Here is a 20703-nt window from a genome sequence, read left to right as displayed (position 1 = left end):
CTCAGCGCACCTTCAACGTGGCCAGGCCGATCAGCACAAGCACGACGGAGATGATCCAGAAGCGCACGATCACGCGCGGCTCCGGCCAGCCCTTCAGTTCGAAATGGTGGTGGATCGGCGCCATGCGGAACACGCGCTTGCCGGTCAGCTTGAACGAGGCCACCTGGATCATCACCGACAGCGTCTCGATGACGAACACGCCGCCCATGATCACCAGCACCAGCTCCTGGCGGGTGATCACCGCGATGGTGCCCAGCACCGCGCCCAGCGCCAGCGCGCCGATGTCGCCCATGAACACCATGGCCGGATAGGTGTTGAACCACAGGAAGCCCAGGCCCGCGCCGGCGATGGCCGCGCAGATGATGACCAGTTCGCCGGCCCCCGGGATCTGCGGGATCTGCAGGTAGTTGGCGAACACTACGTTGCCCGAGGCGTAGGCGAACACGCCCAGCGCGCAGGCCACCAGCACGGTCGGCATGATCGCCAGCCCATCCAGGCCGTCGGTCAGGTTCACCGCATTGGAGAAGCCGACGATCCAGAAGTAGGCGATCGCCACGAAGCCGATGCCGGCCAGCGGCAGCGCCACCGACTTGAACATCGGGATGTAGAAGGTCAGCGCTGCCGGCACGTCGGCTGTATGGAACAGGAACAGGCCGGCAGCCAGGCCGAAGATCGACTGCAACAGGTATTTCCAGCGCGACTTCAGCCCGTTCGGGTCGCGGCGGACGATCTTGATCCAGTCGTCATACCAGCCGATGGCACCGAAGCACAGCATCACTGCCAGCACCAGCCACACGTAGCGGTTGCGCAGGTCGGCCCACATCAGCACCGACAGGGTGACGGTCAGCAGGATCAGCGAGCCACCCATGGTCGGCGTACCGGCCTTGGAGAAATGGGTCTGCGGGCCGTCCTTGCGGATCGGCTGGCCGCCCTTGAACTGGGCAAGCTTGCGGATCATCGCCGGGCCGAGCCACAGCGACAGGAACAGGGCCGTCAGCGCGGCAAGGATGGCGCGGAACGTCTGGTAGTTGAACAGCCCGAACAGGCTCTCCAACTGCTGCAACCATCGAGCCAGTTCATACAACATGCGGGGATTCCTCTCCTTGCGCCAGCAGCGCTTTGACAATCGTGTCCATGGCGCTGCCACGGGAACCCTTGACCAGGCAGCGCACGCCGGCGTGCAGCTCGTCCTTCAGCGCCTTCGACAGCGCGTCATGGGTGGCGAAATGACGGCCGCCTTCGCCGAAAGCGGTAGCGGCAGCGGCGCTGAGCGGGCCCAGCGCATACAGGCGCTTGAGGCCGGCCGACCGCGCGCGGAGCCCGGCCTGCGCGTGCAGCGCTCCGGCGTCCGGACCCAGCTCACGCATGTCGCCCAGTACCAGCCAGCCCTCTTCCGGCGCGGCGGCCAGGGCGTCGATGGCCGCGGCCAGCGAACCGGGATTGGCGTTGTAGCTGTCGTCCACCAGCACCGCGCCATTGCGCAGCAGATGGGCAATCTGGCGGCCCGGTACCGGCTGCGCCTCGGCCAGGCCAGCCGCGATCAGCGACAGATCGACACCGGCGGACAGCGCCAGGCTGGCGGCAGCCAGCGCATTGCTGACGTTGTGGCGACCCGGCAGGCCGAGCACCACGCGAGCCTCGCCGGCCGGCGAGACCAGGGTGAACTGGCTGCCCTGCGCACCTGCGCGGATGTCGCGCGCGGTCACATCAGCAGTATGTTCCAGGCCGTAGCGCAGCACGCGGCAGCGTGCCGGGGTACCGACGAAATGCTGTTCGAACCAGCGGCCGTAGGCATCGTCGGCGTTGATCACCGCCACGCCATCGGCCGGCAGTGCGGCATAGATTGCGCCCTTGGTCACGGCCACGCCAAGCAGGCTGCCCATGCGTTCCAGGTGTGCCGGGGCGATGTTGTTGACCAGGGCATAGCGCGGGCGGGCGATTTCGGTCAGGTAGGCGATATCACCCGGCTTGCCGGCGCCCATCTCGTAGACGGCGTAGTCGGCATCTTCCGGCGCATCGATCACCGCCAGCGGCAGGCCGATCTCGTTGTTGCGGTTGCCCGGGTTGGCGTAGACCACCTTGTGGGCGTGCTGGGCCACCTGCTGAAGGATCGACAGCAGCAGGCTCTTCACGCTGGTCTTGCCGTTGCTGCCGGTGATCGCGAACACCTCGGTGTCCCGGTCACGCTGCATGCCGGTGGCGATCTTCGCCAGTGCAAGCTCGCTGTCGGCCACCAGCACCTGCGGCAGCTCGACCGGCAGCAGGCGCTCGACCAGCAGCGCGCTGGCACCGCGCACCTGTGCGTCGGCGGCAAAGTCATGGCCGTCGAAGCGCTCGCCGCGCAGCGCCACATACAGGCTGCCCGGACCGAGGCTGCGGGTGTCATTGCTGACCGCGTCGATGGCCACGTCGTCGCCGTGGATCTCACCGCCGGCCCAGTGGGCGATCAGCGAAAGCAGAGTGCGCTTCACGCGGCACCCTCCCCGGCCTGCGCCTCTAGTACACCGGCCTTGGCCGCCAGTGCAGCGGCAGCCACCTCGGTGTCGTCGAAGTCATGGCGCACACCGTTCACTTCCTGGTACGGCTCGTGGCCCTTGCCAGCAATCAGGATGATGTCGCCGGCACCGGCACGCTTCACCGCCAGGCCGATCGCACGCGCGCGACTGCGCTGCACGGTCACGACATCGGCATTCTGGAAGCCGGCCAGGATGTCGGCGACGATCACGTCACCGTCTTCGCCACGCGGATTGTCGTCGGTGACGATGACCTGGTTGGCCAGGCGCTCGGCGATCGCGGCCATCTGCGGACGCTTGCCGGTGTCACGCTCGCCGCCGCAGCCGAACACGCAGAACAGCGTACCCTGCAGGTGACCATGCAGGCTGCCCAGCGCTTGCTCCAGCGCGTCCGGGGTATGTGCATAGTCGACCACCACGGTCGGCAGGCCATTCTCGCCGCCGAGGCGGTTCATGCGGCCGCGGATCGGCTGCAGCGCCGACAGCACCTCGGCGATGCGTGGCAGCGGCTGGCCCTGCGCATGCAGGGTACCGGCCACCGCCAGCAGGTTGTCCACATTGAAGCGGCCCAGCAGCGGCGAATGCACGGCTGCGCGCTGGCCGTCGATGACCAGTTCAAACGCAATGCCACGACCATCCAGCTGCAACGCTTCGGCGCGCACGCTGGCATCGCTGGCACCACGCGAACTCAGGCCGATCGGCTGCACGCCCACCGGCAGGACGGCGAACAGCTGGCGACCGAAGGCGTCGTCCAGATTGATCACCGCTGCCTTCAGGCCCGGGCGATGGAACAGCCGCGCCTTGGCCGCGCCGTAGCTGGCCATGTCGCCGTGGTAATCCAGGTGATCGCGGGTGAGGTTGGTGAACACCGCCACGTCGTAGTGCACGGCATCGACGCGGCCCTGGTCCAGTGCGTGCGAGCTGACCTCCATCGCCACCGCGCGCGCACCGGCGTCGCGCAGCTGTGCCAGCAGCGCATGCATCTGCAGCACCAGCGGCGTGGTGAAACCGGTCGGCTCGACCGCACCATAAAGTCCGGCGCCCAACGTGCCGATACTGCCACTGGGCGTTCCGAGCAGGTGCCAGGCCTGGGCCAGCAACTGCACGGTGGAAGTCTTGCCGTTGGTGCCGGTCACGCCCACCATCGCCATCGCCCGCGACGGCGCGCCATGGAACTGGTCGGCCATCGCACCCATGCGTGCGCGCAGGCCCGGCACGGCGATCGCATCGGCTGGCGCCGGCAGTTCGGCCGGTGCCGGGGGCTCGAACAGGATGGCGCTGGCACCGGCCGCGCGGGCCTGCTCGACAAAGTTCAGGCCATGCGCGCCGAAACCGGCGATGGCGACGAAGGCATTGCCGGGACGCACGGCGCGGCTGTCCAGCGCCAGCCCGGTCAGAACGGGATCATGGCCCGCCAGGGCCACGTCCGGAAGCAACTGCGAAAGCAACATCGAAGGACTCATTGCGTGCCTCCCGTAACGGGGGGCGTCTGGGCGTGCGCGCTCGGCAGCGCAGCATCGAATTCAGCGGCGGCATCCACCGGCAGCGCGGTCTCGGCCGGCGGCGCGGGCAGGATCGAGGCCGAGTGGCCGACCTTGCCCGACTGCTGTGCGGCCAGCCACGACTGCAGGTCATCCAGCGGCACGTCCATCAGGCGCAGTGTGCCTTCCATCACGTTGTGATAGACCGGCGCCGACACCAGGCCGCCGTAGAACTTGCCGGCCTGCGGATCGTTGATGACGATGACGGTGGCGAAGCGCGGGTTGGTGGCCGGCACCACACCGGCAAACAGCGCGTTGTAATGGCCACGCTCGTAACCACCCGGGCCGGTCTTGCGCGCGGTACCGGTCTTGCCGGCTACGCGGTAACCCAGCACTGCTGCCTGCTTGGCGCCGCCCTGGGTGACCACCGTTTCCATCATCGCCACCACCTGCCTGGCGACGCTCTCGTCGATGATCTGATGCGCTTCGTTGCGCTGGCCCTTGACGAAGGTCGGCGCGATCAACTTGCCGCCATTGGCCAGCGCCGAGTAGGCGGTGGCGATCTGCAGCGGTGTCACGTTCAGGCCGTAGCCGTAGGACATGGTGGTCTTGGTGGCACCGTCCCAGTTGGCCGGGCGCCGCACCACGCCACCGGATTCACCCGGGAACCCGCTGTGCGGCACCGAGCCGTAGCCGAAACGGCGCACGCCGTCATAGAACACCTGGTCCGGCATCTTTGCCGCGACCTTGGCCGCGCCGATGTTGGAACTGCGGGTGATCACGCCGGTCACGTTCAGCACGCCGTTGTTGCGCGGCACGTCGCGGATGGTGAAGCGGGCCACCTGCATGTAACCCGGGTTGGTATCGATGATGGTGTCCTTGGTCACCGCACCAGCCTGCAGCGCCGTGGCAATCGTCAACGGCTTCATCGTCGAACCCGGCTCGACCAGGTCGGTCACCGCACGGTTGCGGCGCGCATCGGGCAGCGCGCCGGTCAGCGAATTCGGGTTGTAGGTGGGCAGGTTGACCATGGCCAGGATCTCGCCGGTGTTCACGTCCATGATCACCATCGAACCGCCGGCCGCTTTGTTGGCCACCAGCGCGTTGCGCAGTTCCTTGAACGCCAGGTACTGGATGCGGCGGTCGATGCTGAGCGTCAGGTCCTTGCCCGGTTCGGCGGCGCGCAGCAGATCGCTTTCGACGGTCTCGCCCTTGCGGTTGCGGATCACCCGCTTGGCACCGGCCTTGCCGCGCAGCCATTCGTCGAACGCCAGCTCCAGGCCTTCCTGGCCGCGGTCGTCGATGTTGGTGAAGCCCAGCACGTGCGCCATCGCCTCACCCTGCGGGTAGAAGCGGCGGAACTCGCGCTGCGCGGCCACGCCCGGAATCTTCAGCGCGACCACCTTTTCTGCCTCGTCCGGATTGATCCGGCGACGCAGGTACATGAATTCCTTGTCCGACTTCTGCGACAGGCGGCTGCTCAGCTCATCCACAGACATGCCGACCGCCTGGGCCAGCTCCGGAATGCGCTCGGGCGAACGCAGCAGGTCCTGCGGATTGACCCAGATCGAGGCGACCGGGGTGGACACCGCCAGCGGCTCGCCGTTGCGGTCGGTGATCATGCCGCGCGAGGTCTTGATCGGCAGCTCGCGCAGGTAACGGGCCTCGCCCTGGCGCTGGTAGAAGTCGCTGTTGATGATCTGCACGTAGGCGGCACGACCGACCAGCGACACCGAGCACAGGCCGAGCGCCAGCGCGACCCAGCGCAGGCGCTGGCGCAGGTTGAAGGCGTTGCGCGGGCGGTTGCGGCCGGTCTTGCTCATGGCCGCACCACCACGATGTCGGCGGCCTCGGGGAACTTCATGCCGAGCTTCTCGCGGGCGATGCGATCGACACGGTTGGCTTCGGCCAGGGTGGCCTGTTCCAGCTGCAGGCGACCGAACTCCAGGTTGATGTCATCGCGCTTGCGCTCGGCGCGCGACAGTTCGATGAACGTCTGCCGGTGACGATGACGCACGAACACGACGCCGATCGCCGAGGCCACGGTGGAAGCCAGCAGGATGATCAGCAGCAACCGGCTCATGCGTCGGCCTCCCGCTTCTGTGCCACGCGCAGCACGGCGCTGCGGGCACGCGGGTTGGCGGCCAGCTCTTCGTCGGTGGCCTTGATGGCACCGCCGATCAGGTCCAGCGTCGGCACGAACGCGACCGCCTCGGGCAGGCGGCGGTTGGCCGGCGGCGCCTTGGCCAGGCGGTTCATGTACTGCTTGACGATGCGGTCTTCCAGCGAATGGAAGCTGATCACCGCCAGGCGGCCACCGGGCTTGAGCCGTTCGACGGCGGCATCCAACCCGGCCTCCAGATCGGCCAGCTCGCGGTTGATGTGGATGCGGATGGCCTGGAAGCTGCGCGTGGCCGGGTGGATCTTGTCTTTTCCACGCGGCATCACCGAGGCGATCAGCTCGGCCAGTTCGGCGGTGCGGGAGAAGGGCTGCTTCTCACGGCGGGCCACGATGGCACGGGCGATGCGGCGGCTCTGGCGCTCTTCGCCGTAGGTCCACAGCACATCGGCGATCTCGCGCTCTTCCACGCGGTTGATCCACTGCGCGGCACTTTCACCACTGTCCGGATCCATGCGCATGTCCAGCGGGCCGTCCTTGCCGAAGCTGAAGCCACGTTCGGCCACGTCCAGCTGCGGCGACGACACGCCGAGGTCGAACAGCACGCCGTCCAGGCCTTCGGCCGTCGCATCCCACTGCAGCAGCTGGGCGAAGCTGCCACGGAAGATGGACACGCGCGGGTCCGGCGCGAAATCGCGCTCGGCAACGGCGATGGCTTCCGGATCCTTGTCCATGACCAGCAGGCGGCCCTCGGGACCGAGCTGGGTGAGCACGCCACGTGCATGACCGCCACGACCGAACGTGCCATCCAGATAACGTCCGTTTTCGATCACCCTCAGGCCTTCAAGGACCTGGGTGTACAGGACCGGCAGGTGCACCGCCGGCGACTGCGACACCGGAAGGTGACCGGTCTGCGCTTCTGGGCGCATCCGGGCACCCCGGCTCACAACTTCAGGTCGAGCAACCCATCACCCAGATCCTCGTCAGACAACGTCTGCTGGATCAGGGCCCGATGCGCCTGCTCGCTCCACAATTCGAACTTGTCGCCCATACCGAGCAATACCGCCTTCTTTTCAATGCCCACCGCACCGCGGTGGCTGGCGGGGATGCTGATGCGACCGTTGCCGTCCAGTTCCAGATGGGCGGCCGAGCCGACCAGCTTCTGCTGCAACAGGCGCACGACGCGCTGGGTGTTGGGCTTGGACATGACGTCGTCGCGGACCCGCTCCCACTCCGACTCTGCATACAGCCACAGGCAGCCGGCTTCGAACGGGTTGTAGGTCAGCACGAGACGGTTGTTGCTGGCGCGCGCGACGAGGTCGCGGTAAGCGGTGGGAACCGCCATGCGCCCTTTATCGTCAACTGTGATGGCCGTCTCGCCCTGGAACACGACGCGTGCACCTATCCTTCGCCCGGTGAAACATTGAACCACGAAAACCCACAAAACACCCGGATTTCCCTCTGATGCCCACCTTAGCAGCGGCCGAAGGGTTGTCAACAACTTTTCAGCGGGGAAATCGCCAGCCGCATCAATGGCTTGCAACGACCTTTAGAGAATTGTTCAAGCCTTATCCACAAGTTGCTGATCCGTCTCAATTTTTGAGATTGAACGGAAGTTCAGGGGTGTGGACAGAGCGTGAAACATCGCTCGCGCATTCATCCGGGACGGGCAGGAAGCGGCGCCAGACTGCGCAAACCGTGCACAATGAGGCCATGTGCCTGCTCGCTCTTGGCTGGATGCACCACCCGCGCTGGCGGCTGGTGATGACCGGCAACCGTGATGAGTTCCACGCCCGCCCGACAGCGGCGCTGGCCCCCTGGCAAGATGAGACCTCCGTCATCGGGGGGCGCGACCTGCGCTCCGGCGGCGGCTGGGCCGGCGTCGGTGCGGGTGGACGCATGGCTGTGGTCACCAATGTCCGCGACCCGCTGGCCGCACAGACCGGTCCTTCACGGGGTGCGCTGGTGGCCGACTTCCTGCGCGGCCGCGACCCGGCCGCCGTGCATATCGACCGGCTGGCGACCGTGGCGGGCGCGTATGCGCCCTTCAACCTGTTGCTGGCCGATGGCGACAGCCTGGAGTACCTGGGCAACCACCCCGCCGAGCGCCAGCGCCTGGGCCCGGGCGTGCATGGCATGTCCAACGGCGCGCTGGACGCGCCCTGGCCGAAGACCCGGCGGCTGATGGCTGCGCTTGAAGCCTGGTTCGAGGCCGGCGATGAGGACCTGACCCCGCTCTGGGCCGCCCTGGCGGACGAACATCGCCCCGCCGACAGCGACCTGCCCGACACCGGCATCGGATTGGAACGCGAGCGCTGGCTGAGCCCGGCCTTCATCCGCGGCGACGACTATGGCACCCGCGCCAGCACGGTGCTGCTGATCGATGCCGACGGCCACGGCGAGATCCACGAACGCCGTTTCGGCCCGCAGGGTGCACCGAGCGGACAAAGCCACGTCATTTTCTGACCCGGCCGTCCCGGCCACTGGGCGGATTCTCTTGCCAGCGGGGTAGTGCCGGCCGCTGGCCGGCAACCTTTGGATGCTCGGATTCGCCATGAAGCTGCCGGCCAGCGGCCGGCACTACCCACAGCGCGCTGTCGCGATCCACGCGACGGCAGCCGTCATCGCAACGGGCCTGAAACGTCATTCAGCTTCCAGCCGCGACCGCGATCCGCCCGTGCCACAGGGGCTCGGTATCGCAGCCCGCCCACTGTGCCCTTTTCGCATTCGGCACTGTGTCTATAAATGTCGGCCCTGACCTCCCAGGGTGGTCGCGCCCGGCACCCCGCCGCGCGATCGACCGCAACCCCAAGGAGGCCCCATGCGCCGCATCCTCATCCTGCTCGCCACCCACCTGCTCGCCCTCGGCCTGGGCTTCGGCCTGGGCGTCTACTTCCTGCCGATCCTGATCGCCCCCGATGATCCACCAGTCGCGCAGGTGCAGGCCGCCATGGATGAGGCCCCCTACCGCACCACGTTTCGCCGAGACCTCAAGGGCAGTGATGCGGTGCATTGGGCGGAAGGCAACGTCAGCGTCAGCCCGCGCCAGGTCGCGTTCGACGGCAAGATGGGTCCGGGTCCGGATTACAAGGTGTACCTGGTCCGTGACTTCGTCGACAACAAGGCCGATTTCCTGAAGATCAAGGCACAGGCCCAGCGCATCGGCGAGGTGAAGACCTTCAACCGTTTCCTGGTGGACGTGCCTGAAAGCGTCAACGTGGACGATTACACCACCGTAGTGGTGTGGTGCGAACGGTTCGAGCAGTTCATTTCCGCCGGGCAGTACCGCACGCCGGGTTGAACAACATCCCAAGCATCTGGGCGAAGAGCAGCCGAGCATGGCTCGGCTCTACTGTAGAGCCGAGCCATGCTCGGCCTACCGTAAGAAAGAGGCGGAGCCGGCCGATAAGCCGGGTTCTGTCGTGGACAGTCATTCCTCTAGGCGTTACGTCACCGCAACGCTCAAGCAACCTACCCGGATCCAACGCGGGCCGCGCCAAAGGATCCCTATTTGGTCTTGCTCCAGGTGGGGTTTGCCGTGCCGGTCTGTTGCCAGACTCGCGGTGCGCTCTTACCGCACCATTTCACCCTTACCGGCCTTCCGAAGAAGACGTAGGCGGTATCTTTCTGTTGCACTTTCCGTCGGCTTGCGCCGCCCAGGCGTTACCTGGCACCTTGCCCTATGGAGCCCGGACTTTCCTCGGCACCCCCGAAGGGATGACGCGACTGTCTGGCCGACTCCGCCAGCGCGCATTCTAGCGTACGCACGCCTTTCCTGCCGTGCCGATCGCGGCGTCCGGTTCATCCATCCACGCGTGGCGTGGATCTACCGATGCCGCTGCCCTGGTGGGTGCGGATTCCGCTCTGGTGGGTGCGGACCTTGGTCCGCACGATCCATCAACTGCCGTACAACGCCTTGCGCGGTGCGCCGGTCAGTTCCGCGGCCAGCTTTGCAGCGGTCGACGGCGGCAGATGCTCGCTCAGCTTGGCGTAGACGCGGCGGCCATGCGCCAGCTGCGCTTCCTCATCGTCGCCGGCGCCCTGCACCATCACCACGAACTCGCCCTTGCGCTGGTTCTCGTCAGCTTCCACCTTCGCCAACAGGCCGGCCAGGTCACCGTCGAGCACGGTCTCGAACAGCTTGGTCAGCTCGCGGGCCAGCACCGCCGGGCGCTCGCCGCCGAAGATCGCCGCCATGTCGGCCAGCGACTCGGCGATACGGTGCGAGGATTCGTAGAACACCATCGTGCGCACTTCGCCGGCCAGCGCCTGCAGGCGGTCGCGGCGGCCGCTGGCCTTGGCCGGCAGGAAACCCTCGAAGCTGAAACGGTCGCTGGGCAGGCCGGCCACGCTCAGCGCGGCGATGGCGGCGCAGGCACCGGGCACCGGGCTGACCTTGATACCCGCCGCGCGCGCGGCACGCACCAGGCGGAAACCGGGGTCGCTGACCAGCGGGGTACCGGCATCGCTGACCAGCGCCAGCGACTCGCCGGCCTGCAATCGCGAAACCAGGCGCTGCGCCAGGGCCTCTTCATTGTGTTCGTGCAGGGCCACCAGCGGTTGCTGGATGCCGAAATGGGACAGCAGCTGGCCGCTGCGGCGGGTGTCCTCGGCACAGATGGCCGCCACCGAACGCAGCACCTCCTGCGCGCGCGGGCTCAGATCGGCCAGGTTGCCGATCGGGGTGGCGACGACGTACAGGGTTGGAACACTCATTTCAGCGGTACTCACGGGGCAAGGGTAGAATCGTAGCGTGTACCCGGCCAAGGCCGCTGCCCTCATCGCATGGACCCGATCATGAACAAGCCCGCCGCACGGATCTCCGCCCTGTCGTTGTCGCTGATGCTGCTGGCCGGCTGTGCCACCACCAGCCTGACCAGCGCGCCCGAATCGCCGGCCCAGAGCCAGGCGCTGGCGCTGATCGAACAAGGCAAACCGCGCGACGCCGCCCTGCAGCTGGAAGCGCTGGCCGCAACCCTGAAAGGTGGCGCCCGCAGCAACGCCCTGGCCGATGCCGCCTGGGCCTGGCACCTGGCCGGCGACAGTGCCCGCGCGCGCAGCCTGCTTGGCCAGCTCACCGCCCGCCAGCTGTCCGGCGCCAGCCTGCAGCGCTACCAGCTGACCGGCGCCGAGCTGGCACTGGCCGACAAGCAGCCGGCGCAGGCCCTGGCCCTGCTGAAGGAACAGGGCGACAACGTCTTCCCCGCGCTGCGCACGCGCTGGCACGTAGCCCGCGCCAACGCGCTGCAGGGCACCGGCGATGCCTTCGGTGCCGCCACCGAGCGCGCCCGCGCCCACGCCAGCCTGACCGGCAGCGCGCGCAGCGAGAACCAGGCCGCCATCGCCGGTCTGCTCGGTACGCTTGACGATGCCACCCTGCGCAGCCGTGCCGCTGCCCTGCCGGCCAACGACCCGCTGTACAACTTCGCCGGCCGCGCACTGATCGCGCGCGGCCTGCCGCTGCCGCGCCCGTTCGACCGCGATGGCGCCGCCCAGTTCGACACCAGCAAGCGCCCGCCGGCGATGAGCGACGGTTACCGCCCGCCGGCCAAGCTGGCCGTGCTGCTGCCGCTCAGCGGCCGCCTGGCCACCGCCGCGCAGCCGGTGCGTGATGGCCTGCTGGCCGCGTACTACGGCGAGACCCGCCGCCGCCCGGACATCAACTTCATCGACACCGCCGGTACCCCGGCCGGTGCGCTGGCCGCCTATGACAAGGCCGTCGCCTCCGGCGCCGACTTCGTGGTCGGCCCGCTGGGCCGCGACGAAGTGGATGCGGTCTATGGCCGCCAGCAGCTGCAGGTGCCGGTGCTGGCCCTGAACCGTGGCAAGGACGCGCCGCCGGCCGGCAGCGCCGGCTTCTCGCTGGCACCGGAAGACGACGGCATCGTCGCTGCCGAATATCTGCGCGGCCGCGAGCGCGGCAAGGCGTTGGTGATCAACAGCGCCGACGATACCGGCCGCCGTGCCGCCGCCGCCTTCGCCCAGCGCTTCGCCCAGCGTGGTGGCCAGGTGGTGGCTACCGTCGGCGTCAGCGACGCGGTTGGCGATGTCGGTGCGCAGGTGCGCAATGCCGGCCAGGTCGATGCCGTGTTCCTCGCCGTGCGCGCGCCGCAGGCCCGCCTGCTGGCGCCGCAGCTGGCGCTGGCCGGTGCCGGTGGCGCCACCCGCGTTGGCACTTCGCAGCTGACCGTCGGCAGCGGCAAGGTGGAAGAAGACGTGGCGCTGGACGGCATCGTCTACCCGAACGAAGCCTGGAACGTGCGCAGCGTGTCCGGCCTGCCCTCGGCCAGCCAGGTCGCCAGCACCCTGCCCAGCGCACGCGGTGCGGCCGGCCGCCTGTTCGCCTTCGGCGCCGATGCCTGGAAGATCACCGCCTACCTGGACAAGCTGTCCAACGAAGGCGGCCTGGACGGTGCCACCGGCACCCTGTTCCTGGACAGCAATGGCAACATCCTGCGCCAGCCGGCCTGGTCGACCTTCAATGGCGGCCGGCCGATGCCGATCGTCGGTGGTCGCTGAGCGCAGCCAACGTGGCTCGGCGGTGGAAGCCGCCGCCGAGCAGCATCTGCAACAGGCCGGACTGCGGCCGCGTGCGCGCAACGTGCGTTATCGCGGCGGTGAACTGGACCTGGTGATGGACGATGCCGGCACCGTGGTGTTCGTGGAAGTGCGCTATCGCGCGCGATCCGATTTCGGTGGCGGCGCGGCCTCGGTGGATGTGCGCAAGTGTCGGCGCCTGGCACATGCCGCATTGTTGTACCTGCAGGACAATCCCGCGCTGGCCGATGCGCCGTGCCGTTTCGATGTGGTGGAAGCCACCGGCGAGCCGCCGCAGCTGCACTGGCTGCGCGATGCGTTCCGATTGGATGACTCCTGATGGCTACTCTTTGCCGGCCAGCGGCCGGCACTACCCGTCGGACCTGCAGCCGGACCACGGCCGGCACTACCATGGTACGTGACTGATGCCTTCGATCATCACCCATGCCGCTGTGCCGTTGGCGCTGTGGTGCGCCGCGGATCGTGGCCGCATTCCTGCGTGGTTGCTCGCTGCGGGTGTGGTCGCGGCGATGCTGCCCGATGCCGATGTACTGGCCTTTGCCCTGCACATTCCCTATGCCGATGCGTTCGGCCATCGCGGTGCCAGCCATTCGTTGTTGTTTGCCGGGGTGTTGGCGGTGCTGGCCGCGGTGTGGGCGTTCTTTGGTAGTCGCCGGCCTTGGTCGGCGGATGTGTGCCAACCAAGGTTGGCATCTACCGTACAAGCCGCTGTATTCGTCTTCGTCTGCGCCGCCAGCCATCCGCTGCTGGATGCGATGACCTCCGGCGGCCTCGGCGTCGCGCTGGCTTGGCCGTGGAGTGAACACCGCTTCTTCGCGCCGTGGCGCCCCATCCGCGTGTCACCGTTCGCGCCCCAGTTCTTCAGCGCGCGCGGCATCGCCACCCTGCTCTCTGAACTGCGCTGGGTGTGGCTGCCGCTGGCCGGCGCCGTTGTTGCATGGAAACTGATCCAACCCGCCCCTGCTGTCCCGCGAGATCCATCATGAGTACTGTCCTGCCCGCCGCGTTGGTTGCCGAACTGTCCGCCCTGCTGGGTGCCGATGGCTGGCGCATGGATGACAACGCGCTGGAGGCGAACGCACAGGACAACTCGTGGCGCCACCAGCGCCCTGCCGCCGTCGCGCTGCCCGCCAGCATCGAACAGGTGCAGGCGCTGGTGCGTGCCTGCCGTGCGCATGGCGTGGCACTGGTCGCGCGCGGCGCGGGCACCGGCACCACCGGCGCGGCCGTGCCGTTGCCGGGCAGCATCGTGCTGTCGTTCACCCGCATGGACCGCATCGTGGAGATCCGCGCCGGTGATCGCTGCGCGGTGGTGCAGCCGGGCGTGCTCAATGGAACCCTGCAGCAGGCGCTGGCCCCGCATGGCCTGTTCTGGGCGCCGGACCCGTCCAGCGCGGAGATCTGCAGCGTGGGTGGCAACCTGGCCTGCAATGCCGGTGGCCCACGCGCGGTGAAGTACGGCACCAGCCGCGACAACGTGCTGGGTCTGGTGGCGGTGACCGGCACCGGCGAGGTGATCCGCTGCGGTGGTGCCTACACCAAGGATTCCACCGGCTACGACCTCACCCACCTGCTGGTGGGCAGCGAAGGCACGCTGGCGCTGATCGTGGAAGCCACCCTCAAGCTCACCCCGCTGCCGGTCAGCCAGGCCGGACTGCGCGTGCTGTACCGCGACGCCGATGCGGCCGCCGCCGCAGTGTCACGCCTGATGTCGCAGCCGGTGGTACCCACGCGCCTGGAATTCATGGACGCGCGCAGCCTTGAGCTGCTGCGTCTCAACGGTGCGGACGTGCCGGAGGCCGGTGCGATGCTGCTGGTGGAAGCCGATGGTGACCACGACACCCTGCCCTATCTGCTGCAGGCACTGGCCAGCGCCGCTGAAGGCGACGGCATGATCGAACTGGACGTGGCGATGGAAGGCCGTGCACGCGACCAGCTGTGGGCCGCGCGCAAGGCACTGTCGCCGGCACTGCGCACCGTCGCGCCCGGCAAGATCAATGAAGACGTGGTGGTGCCGGTGTCGCGCATTCCAGAGCTTGTGGCTGGCGTGCAGGCATTGGCGCGTGACTACAGACTCACCATCGTCACCTTCGGCCATGCCGGCAACGGCAACCTGCACGTCAACATCCTCTACCATCCGGAGGATGCCGACGAAAACGCGCGCGCGCATGCCGCGCTGCCGAAGATCTTCGAGCTGACCCTGGCACTGGGCGGCACGCTGTCGGGCGAGCACGGCATCGGCCTGGCCAAGCGCGATTTCATGGCGCAGGCCTTCACCCCGGCTACCTTGGTGACGATGCGTGCGATCAAGGCCGCGCTGGACCCGGATGGGATTCTCAACCCGGGCAAGGTGCTGCCGCCGGTGTAGACCGCGCGCACTCCTGTAGCGGTGAGCCATGCCCGGCTCACCGCGCGCAGCGCGGACTTCCCGCCTGCGGAACGAAGAGCAGCCGAGCGTGGGCTCGGCTCTACAAAGGCTTGTCGTTCGCAATATCGATCAGGGTCTGCCGGAAACTGGGCAGCAGCACGCGATTACCGTGCCCACTCAGATGATCGTTGTCGAAGAACAACGGTCCGCCCTCTTCCACGGCCGAACAGGTCTGCGGCCCACACAGCAGCGGCAGTGGATCCCACACCGTCAGCGATGGATAGCGCGCTGCCAGTTCGGACAGCAACGCCATCTGCGGCGCTCGCAGCCTCTCCAGATCAGCGCGCGGCATGCTCAGGCCCCCGGCACAAGCCGGGTTGCGGCGGTTGAACCAGTCCGAACAGCGGTACGCACCGGCCTTGAACAACGGCAGTGGTGCATCCAAAACCACATGCACGCCCAGCTTCTGCAGACGTCCAAGAACACGATCAGCCTCATCACGCGCGGCCTGCGCATTGGTCGGGGTGCGCTCGGCAAGCAGTTGACGATAGATTTCCTGTGCATCCTGCCGCTGCCAGTCGAATCCACGCAGCTCCGGCATGCGCAATGCCGCCAGCAGCACGAAGTCACCGGGGCGCGCCTCGCGCTCGATGGTCGACAGCGCGTGCTCGATGAATGCCTGGCAGTCGGACGGGCTGGCCCGCAGCAGATTGACGAAGCTGCAGCCGCCACGATCATCCTGACGCACCTCCATGCCGGTCTGGCGCGCCACCATGCTGGTCATCGTGCGATAGGCCGCCGCATGCGAATCCCCCACCACGAACAGCCGCCGCCCTTCGAGCGCCGGCGCGCTCACCGGCTCCAGCGGACGCCATGCCGGGTAGCGCCGCGCCTGCCATGCATAGCCGTCACGGGTAACGCTCAGCGAGACCTGCTCGTGGTACTCCACGGTGGCCCAGGCACCCGCGCCACACAGCGCCACCACCGGCAACGCCATCGCCAGCACCTTGGCCGGTGCCAGCCCTGCACGGCGCAGCGGACGTTCGATGAAGTGGTAGGACGCGGCGGATACCGCCAGCAGCAGCACCGGGTACAGCCACAGTGCCGCTCCCTGCAGACCGTAGGTCCAGCGCAGCAGCACCAGCAACGGCCAATGCCACAGGTACAGCGAATAGGACAAGCGCCCCAGGTAGGCGAGCGGTGCGCAGCCCAGCGCGCGGGCGATGCGCGATGACCCCGCTGTCGACACGCTCGCCAACAGCAGCAGGGTACCGGCCACGGTGGCCAGCACGCCCGGCACCGGCATCGCCAGCTGCGGTGCGATCAGCGCACCTGCGGCCAGCAGCGCCAGACCGACCACTGCGACCATGTCAGCGTTCTGGCCCGGCGTGCGCGTGCGCATCCATTGGTACAGCAGCGCGCCTGCGGCCAGCTCCCAGAACCGCGCAGGCAGCAGATAGAACGCTGCCGCCGGTGCCGATTGCGCCTGCCAACCTGCCCACGCCAGCGACAGCGCGGTGAGCACCGGCAACAGCCAACGCGACCACGGCCAGCGCTCACGCCCGCGCAGCCAGACGAAGAACAGCAGCGGGAAGACCAGGTAGAACTGCTCCTCCACACCCAGCGTCCACGTGTGCAGGAACGGGTTGAGTTCGGCGCCGGGTGAGAAATAGTCGTCCTGCTGCCCAGCCAGCACGATGTTGCTGAAGCCGACCAGCGCGGCCCAGCCGGTCTGGTCGAACTGCTCGTTGCGCCACGCGCGGGGAATGAACAGCGCCGACAGCACGAAGGTGGCCATCAGCATTACCAGCAGCGCCGGCAACAGGCGCAGCACGCGTCGACGGTAGAAGTCGAGCAGCAGTGCGCCCAGTGATGCGTTGGCACGCGACGCCAGCGACTGGCTGATCACGAAGCCGGACACCACGAAGAACAGGTCCACACCGGTGAAGCCGCCGGGCAGCCATGCCGCATTGGTGTGGAACAGGATGACGGCCAGCACCGCCAATGCGCGCAGGCCGTCAATGGCCGCATTGTGGGAACGTTCGGGAGGGGACATGCGGGTGACCGGCAGCGAGCGATCCGGCAGCATCGCCACCGTTTGCGCAGTCATTCAATGGACGATCGCGACAGACGTGGACAACGTTCAGGTCCAGTCCCGGATCGGCGCGATTGTAGAGCCGAGCCATGCTCGGCTGCTCTTCGTTCAGATCGCGATGAGCCGAGCGTAGGCTCGGCTCTACGGCAGCAGCCGAGGGGTCAGAGCCCATTGCCCAGGCAATGGGATCCGACCCCGCAGCACGCCCGCTTACCAGGCCATGCGCAGGCCCAGCTGGCCGCCCACGTTGCGGTAACCGTGGTCGCCGCGCTGCACGGTCAGGCCACCCCACGCACCCCAGCGCTGGCCCAGCTTCAGCTCGGCACCGGCCTGCACCTCGTAGCGGTTGCGCGGCACGTCCGCGCCCAGCATGTCACCGTTGAACTGCAACGTGCTGGTGCCGCTGCCACGCAGCCAGCTCACACCCAGGTACGGCTGTACGATATTGCCGGCTGCAGTGCCATGGCCAAACACACGCACGCCCAGGCGCCCGCTCAGGCCACCGGCGTCGGCATGGTCGATCACCGTGCCGTTGCTCTCCACGTGGCGATCAGCGCGGAAATCGACATGGCTCAGCTGCAGCTGCGGCTGCACATACAGTGCGCTGGCGCTGCCCTGCCACACGTTGAAGGTGTAGCCGGCCTCCAGCGACACACTGGCCATGCGCGAATCGTAGTGCTCCGGCGCCAGGCCGATGCCCTGCACCCGGTTATCGAAGCGGCCGTACTGCAGGTTCGCATCCATGTACGCGCCCTGCGTGCCGTCAGCCGCCTGCAACCAGGTGCCGTACACACCCACCGCGCTGCCACGCACCCGCCCCTTGGCGCTGTAGCCGGTCAGATCGGACACTGCACTGCTGTCAGCACGCCCCGTGCCCAACATCACGCCGAACGCTGCATTGCCTCGGCGAACCAGGTCACTGCCGATCTGCAGCACCGAGGTGTTGCCGTCGATCGACAGCTGACCGCCGACCGCGCTGAAGTCCGCCTGCTGCCGGCCCACACGCGCCCACGCGGCACGGCCTTCATCCAGCGATACGGCCCCGATACGGTCGTTCAGACGATGGGAAAACATGTTGATGGCTGCCGACTGGTTTGCCAGATAGGCACCAGCTTCCGGGCGCAGCACCGGCGGAGGCAGGATCGGGTTGATTGGATCCACCGGATCGACGGGATCCGTCGGGTCGATCGGATCCGGACCCGGATCGACCACGCATCCCGGCGCAGCCGGGTTGTCCTTGCAGACATCGAACCACTGAGAACGCAGGTACCAGTTGCCATCGGCAGGATCCGCCAGGCCGCCCTGGAACAGGAAGTACTCGTACGATCCGCCCACCGCGCGGCCGCTCAGTGCGTAGCTCGCCAGTGATGCACCGTCGATCTCGATCAGTTGGATGCCATCCTTTGTCTGCGCACCCACCCCACCGATGTTCTTCACCGCGATCAGCGCATCGCCGGAGGTATCGCCGCGCACGTGCAGGCGATCCATCGCGCTGTCATCGCCGGCCAGCGCGCCCTGGAACAGGAACGTGGCCCCTTCGCTGTGCAGGTCGCCGTCCACGGTGAGCGTATTGAAGCGACCACTGCCGTCAGACAGTGCCACGCCACTGTTGAGCACCTGAAGTTCGCCTACCGTGGCATCACCGCTCAGTGTCCACTGGCTGCCGCTCTCGATCGCCATCGTCTGCACCAGGTCGGAACTGCCCTGCCACAGCGACCCATCCGCCAGCCGCACATGCACATTCGACTGTGGTGGCAGGCCTGCGTCCTCGTCCTCCGGGGTGATGACGATGTCGCCCACCATCTGCGAGCCTCCGCCCAGTGCAACATCGAAACGTCCGGCCACTGCGGCATCCAGTGCCAGCGCGATGCCATTGCCGCCCGATACCACCGCGCCGTTGGACAGGGTCAGGCCCGGGTCGCGGCTGCTGCGCAGCCATACACCGCCATGCTGGGCGCTCACCAGCGAACCGCCATCGATTTGCATACGACCGTTGTCATTGATCACCGCTGCCCATGCGCCTTCGCCTTCGGTGCGCACGTGGGTGTTGTTCAGCGTCATTTCGCCGGTGCCGCCAGACAGCACACCGTGTGAGTTGACGCCGGTGGTGCGCACGACACTGTCGGCCAGATGCACGGTGCCGCCCAGGCGCGCGATCGCGCCAACGGCGCCCGGGCCCTCGGTCAGGATGTCGATCTCGCTGGCAGTTGCGACCGGACGAACACCCGCCGCGCCTTCTGCATACAGGCCATGACCGTTCTGGCCGAGAGTGCGCAAGCGGCTGGAGGTGACGTGAGCGGTGCCGCCCAGCACCGAGATCGCCTGCCAATAGATGCCATCGGAGGTAATGGTCGAACCTTCGACCATCAGGTCTCCGTTCTCCACCAACATGCCGACGCCGTTCTGGGTGGTGATCGAGGAGCCGGTCACCTTCGCCACGACATCGCGCTGGTTCATGTTGATGCCCGTCGAAACACTGTCGAGTTGACTGTTCTGGAGGGTCAGGTCAGCACCTTCGGTCATATGGATGCCGTAGTGACCGGACAGCTCCACTCCCATCAGCCGCAGCACACCGCCTCCACCGGCGGCGAAGCTGACAGCACTGGCGTTGTCTCCGCGCACATGGACGCTGCCGCCACGCATCTCAAGCTCTCCTCCTACGAACAAGCCCATGCCCGAGCGTTCGTGGGTGAGATTGATGTCCACATCTTCCAGCAACACCTTGCTGCCCAGGCCCGCCAACACGCCCGAGGCACCTGCACCACTGCCGTTGATCTGGACCGAACGCAGCGTCACATCGCTGCTGCCCTCTGCCCACAGTCCCTGCCCGCTGCTGCCTACTTCGATGCGGACGCGTTCTGCCTGGAGCGTTCCGCCAACAGCCTCAAGACCATTGGACTGGCTTCCGTGGACGGTGATGGTGCTGTCATGGATCTGCGCCTCGCCGTCGCGGACTGTCACTCCGTGTGACAGTCCGCCACGGGTGACGATATCCACACGCTCCAACTGGATGCGCCCGGCGAGCGACTCAGCGCCGTGCGAGGTGGTTCCCGACGTCTCGATGCGCGTACCAACGGCCTGAACGTGCCCCCCGGCGGATGCCGATAGACCCGCCGCGCCCCGGCCGGTGGTCATGACCTGCCCGCCGTTGAGCTGGATGCTGCTGCCCACGCCCTCAGCCCGTGCGGCGGCGGCACGCAGCCCGTCGGTGCGCAGATTGACCTCGCCGGCTGGAATGATGGTGCCGCCGTTTACGGCAAGGAACGCATGACCGGCCGGATTGCCGGGCTCGACCGGCTCGGTCGTGGCGTAGTCGCCGGCCGCTGGGTTCTGCTCATCGCCATCGGCAACGACCTGCTGCGCCATCGCTGGCGAAACGATGGCCAGCGCGAGGGCCAGTGCCGAGTACAGGCGGCAACGCGAATACGGTAGGTGCATGACAGCTCTCCATGAAAGGAGCGCCATGTTCGGCATCTGCGGGGCAATCCAACATCGAATGCGTTGCAATGCCGGTGCGGCTCATTGCCGCAGCTGAAGCACTGTCTGAACGGGCGCCACCCAGAGCAGGG

The 20703-nt window shown here is 67.5% G+C and carries 16 protein-coding genes and 1 other RNA gene; 6 read left to right on the top strand and 11 right to left on the bottom strand.

Features of this window, described 5'->3' with window-relative positions:
* Nucleotide 1: 1 nt before the first annotated feature.
* From mraY to mraZ, 7 genes are read right to left on the bottom strand one after another with little or no spacing between them, the layout of a single operon-like run.
* Nucleotides 2-1087 carry a phospho-N-acetylmuramoyl-pentapeptide-transferase gene (mraY, locus tag ACTXG9_RS14305; RefSeq protein ID WP_019661070.1) on the bottom strand — a complete coding sequence of 362 codons (1086 nt, stop codon included), beginning with the start codon at nt 1085-1087 and terminating at the stop codon, nt 2-4.
* A complete protein-coding gene (locus tag ACTXG9_RS14300; RefSeq protein WP_134731232.1) occupies nt 1077-2471 on the bottom strand; it encodes a UDP-N-acetylmuramoyl-tripeptide--D-alanyl-D-alanine ligase in 1395 nt (464 codons plus the stop codon). The genes mraY and ACTXG9_RS14300 overlap by 11 nt, the downstream gene beginning before the upstream one ends.
* Nucleotides 2468-3976: a UDP-N-acetylmuramoyl-L-alanyl-D-glutamate--2,6-diaminopimelate ligase gene (locus tag ACTXG9_RS14295; protein ID WP_207049920.1), complete on the bottom strand. Its 1509-nt coding sequence runs from the start codon at nt 3974-3976 to the stop codon at nt 2468-2470. Before ACTXG9_RS14295 ends, ACTXG9_RS14300 begins: the two co-directional genes overlap by 4 nt.
* Complete coding sequence (locus ACTXG9_RS14290) at nt 3973-5817, bottom strand: peptidoglycan D,D-transpeptidase FtsI family protein (RefSeq protein WP_019661067.1); 1845 nt, start codon at nt 5815-5817, stop codon at nt 3973-3975. Before ACTXG9_RS14290 ends, ACTXG9_RS14295 begins: the two co-directional genes overlap by 4 nt.
* A complete protein-coding gene (gene ftsL, locus ACTXG9_RS14285; protein WP_005412242.1) occupies nt 5814-6077 on the bottom strand; it encodes a cell division protein FtsL in 264 nt (87 codons plus the stop codon). The genes ACTXG9_RS14290 and ftsL overlap by 4 nt, the downstream gene beginning before the upstream one ends.
* A complete protein-coding gene (gene rsmH, locus ACTXG9_RS14280; protein ID WP_012479154.1) occupies nt 6074-7042 on the bottom strand; it encodes a 16S rRNA (cytosine(1402)-N(4))-methyltransferase RsmH in 969 nt (322 codons plus the stop codon). The genes ftsL and rsmH overlap by 4 nt, the downstream gene beginning before the upstream one ends.
* A gap of 14 nt (nt 7043-7056) precedes the next feature.
* On the bottom strand, nt 7057-7503 hold the full coding sequence (gene mraZ, locus ACTXG9_RS14275; RefSeq protein ID WP_004143635.1) for a division/cell wall cluster transcriptional repressor MraZ: 447 nt from the start codon (nt 7501-7503) through the stop codon (nt 7057-7059).
* Between the two features lie 323 nt (nt 7504-7826).
* Here mraZ and ACTXG9_RS14270 point away from each other — a divergent pair, with 323 nt between their 5' ends.
* Together ACTXG9_RS14270 and ACTXG9_RS14265 are read left to right on the top strand one after the other, a co-directional pair.
* Entirely contained in the window at nt 7827-8579 is a 753-nt protein-coding gene (locus ACTXG9_RS14270; protein WP_111098018.1) for an NRDE family protein, read from the top strand.
* Between the two features lie 355 nt (nt 8580-8934).
* Nucleotides 8935-9414 (top strand): DM13 domain-containing protein, encoded by a 480-nt coding sequence (locus ACTXG9_RS14265; protein ID WP_111098020.1) that lies wholly within the window; start codon nt 8935-8937, stop codon nt 9412-9414.
* 89 nt (nt 9415-9503) lie between these two features.
* On the opposite strand, the gene rnpB is transcribed toward ACTXG9_RS14265, so the two are convergent.
* Together rnpB and rsmI are read right to left on the bottom strand one after the other, a co-directional pair.
* Nucleotides 9504-9855: RNase P RNA component class A (rnpB, locus tag ACTXG9_RS14260), an RNA gene on the bottom strand.
* A gap of 155 nt (nt 9856-10010) precedes the next feature.
* Nucleotides 10011-10829, bottom strand: a complete 819-nt coding sequence (rsmI, locus tag ACTXG9_RS14255; RefSeq protein WP_019661063.1) for a 16S rRNA (cytidine(1402)-2'-O)-methyltransferase — start codon at nt 10827-10829, stop codon at nt 10011-10013.
* 81 nt (nt 10830-10910) lie between these two features.
* Here rsmI and ACTXG9_RS14250 point away from each other — a divergent pair, with 81 nt between their 5' ends.
* The 4 genes from ACTXG9_RS14250 to ACTXG9_RS14235 all read left to right on the top strand — a co-directional run bounded on the left by ACTXG9_RS14250 (nt 10911) and on the right by ACTXG9_RS14235 (nt 15039).
* Nucleotides 10911-12632, top strand: a complete 1722-nt coding sequence (locus ACTXG9_RS14250) for a penicillin-binding protein activator (protein WP_019661062.1) — start codon at nt 10911-10913, stop codon at nt 12630-12632.
* Nucleotides 12622-12990 carry a YraN family protein gene (locus ACTXG9_RS14245; RefSeq protein WP_031270824.1) on the top strand — a complete coding sequence of 123 codons (369 nt, stop codon included), beginning with the start codon at nt 12622-12624 and terminating at the stop codon, nt 12988-12990. The genes ACTXG9_RS14250 and ACTXG9_RS14245 overlap by 11 nt, the downstream gene beginning before the upstream one ends.
* Before the next feature lie 85 nt (nt 12991-13075).
* Entirely contained in the window at nt 13076-13657 is a 582-nt protein-coding gene (locus ACTXG9_RS14240) for a metal-dependent hydrolase (protein ID WP_021204563.1), read from the top strand.
* Nucleotides 13654-15039 carry an FAD-linked oxidase C-terminal domain-containing protein gene (locus tag ACTXG9_RS14235; protein WP_207049918.1) on the top strand — a complete coding sequence of 462 codons (1386 nt, stop codon included), beginning with the start codon at nt 13654-13656 and terminating at the stop codon, nt 15037-15039. Before ACTXG9_RS14240 ends, ACTXG9_RS14235 begins: the two co-directional genes overlap by 4 nt.
* A 100-nt stretch (nt 15040-15139) precedes the next feature.
* On the opposite strand, the gene ACTXG9_RS14230 is transcribed toward ACTXG9_RS14235, so the two are convergent.
* Nucleotides 15140-17149: an acyltransferase family protein gene (locus ACTXG9_RS14230; protein WP_456115508.1), complete on the bottom strand. Its 2010-nt coding sequence runs from the start codon at nt 17147-17149 to the stop codon at nt 15140-15142.
* A gap of 195 nt (nt 17150-17344) precedes the next feature.
* Entirely contained in the window at nt 17345-20572 is a 3228-nt protein-coding gene (locus ACTXG9_RS14225) for an autotransporter family protein (RefSeq protein WP_111097823.1), read from the bottom strand.
* Nucleotides 20573-20703: the final 131 nt, after the last annotated feature.

It is taken from the genome of Stenotrophomonas maltophilia group sp. LNF247 (assembly GCF_054083135.1).
Note: the sequence above shows the minus strand (reverse complement) of the source record. Positions and strands in the feature narration are given on the sequence as shown.

Excerpts from the sequence above, each read along its gene's own strand:
- ACTXG9_RS14265 (WP_111098020.1), top strand. The coding sequence starts at position 8,935 with ATGCGCCGCATCCTCATCCTGCTCGCCACCCACCTGCTCGCCCTCGGC.
- ACTXG9_RS14290 (WP_019661067.1), bottom strand. The coding sequence starts at position 5,817 with ATGAGCAAGACCGGCCGCAACCGCCCGCGCAACGCCTTCAACCTGCGC.
- ACTXG9_RS14225 (WP_111097823.1), bottom strand. The coding sequence starts at position 20,572 with ATGCACCTACCGTATTCGCGTTGCCGCCTGTACTCGGCACTGGCCCTC.
- ACTXG9_RS14235 (WP_207049918.1), top strand. The coding sequence starts at position 13,654 with ATGAGTACTGTCCTGCCCGCCGCGTTGGTTGCCGAACTGTCCGCCCTG.
- rsmI (WP_019661063.1), bottom strand. The coding sequence starts at position 10,829 with ATGAGTGTTCCAACCCTGTACGTCGTCGCCACCCCGATCGGCAACCTG.
- ACTXG9_RS14295 (WP_207049920.1), bottom strand. The coding sequence starts at position 3,976 with ATGAGTCCTTCGATGTTGCTTTCGCAGTTGCTTCCGGACGTGGCCCTG.
- ftsL (WP_005412242.1), bottom strand. The coding sequence starts at position 6,077 with ATGAGCCGGTTGCTGCTGATCATCCTGCTGGCTTCCACCGTGGCCTCG.
- ACTXG9_RS14230 (WP_456115508.1), bottom strand. The coding sequence starts at position 17,149 with ATGACTGCGCAAACGGTGGCGATGCTGCCGGATCGCTCGCTGCCGGTC.
- ACTXG9_RS14250 (WP_019661062.1), top strand. The coding sequence starts at position 10,911 with ATGAACAAGCCCGCCGCACGGATCTCCGCCCTGTCGTTGTCGCTGATG.
- mraY (WP_019661070.1), bottom strand. The coding sequence starts at position 1,087 with ATGTTGTATGAACTGGCTCGATGGTTGCAGCAGTTGGAGAGCCTGTTC.
- rsmH (WP_012479154.1), bottom strand. The coding sequence starts at position 7,042 with ATGCGCCCAGAAGCGCAGACCGGTCACCTTCCGGTGTCGCAGTCGCCG.
- ACTXG9_RS14240 (WP_021204563.1), top strand. The coding sequence starts at position 13,076 with ATGCCTTCGATCATCACCCATGCCGCTGTGCCGTTGGCGCTGTGGTGC.
- ACTXG9_RS14270 (WP_111098018.1), top strand. The coding sequence starts at position 7,827 with ATGTGCCTGCTCGCTCTTGGCTGGATGCACCACCCGCGCTGGCGGCTG.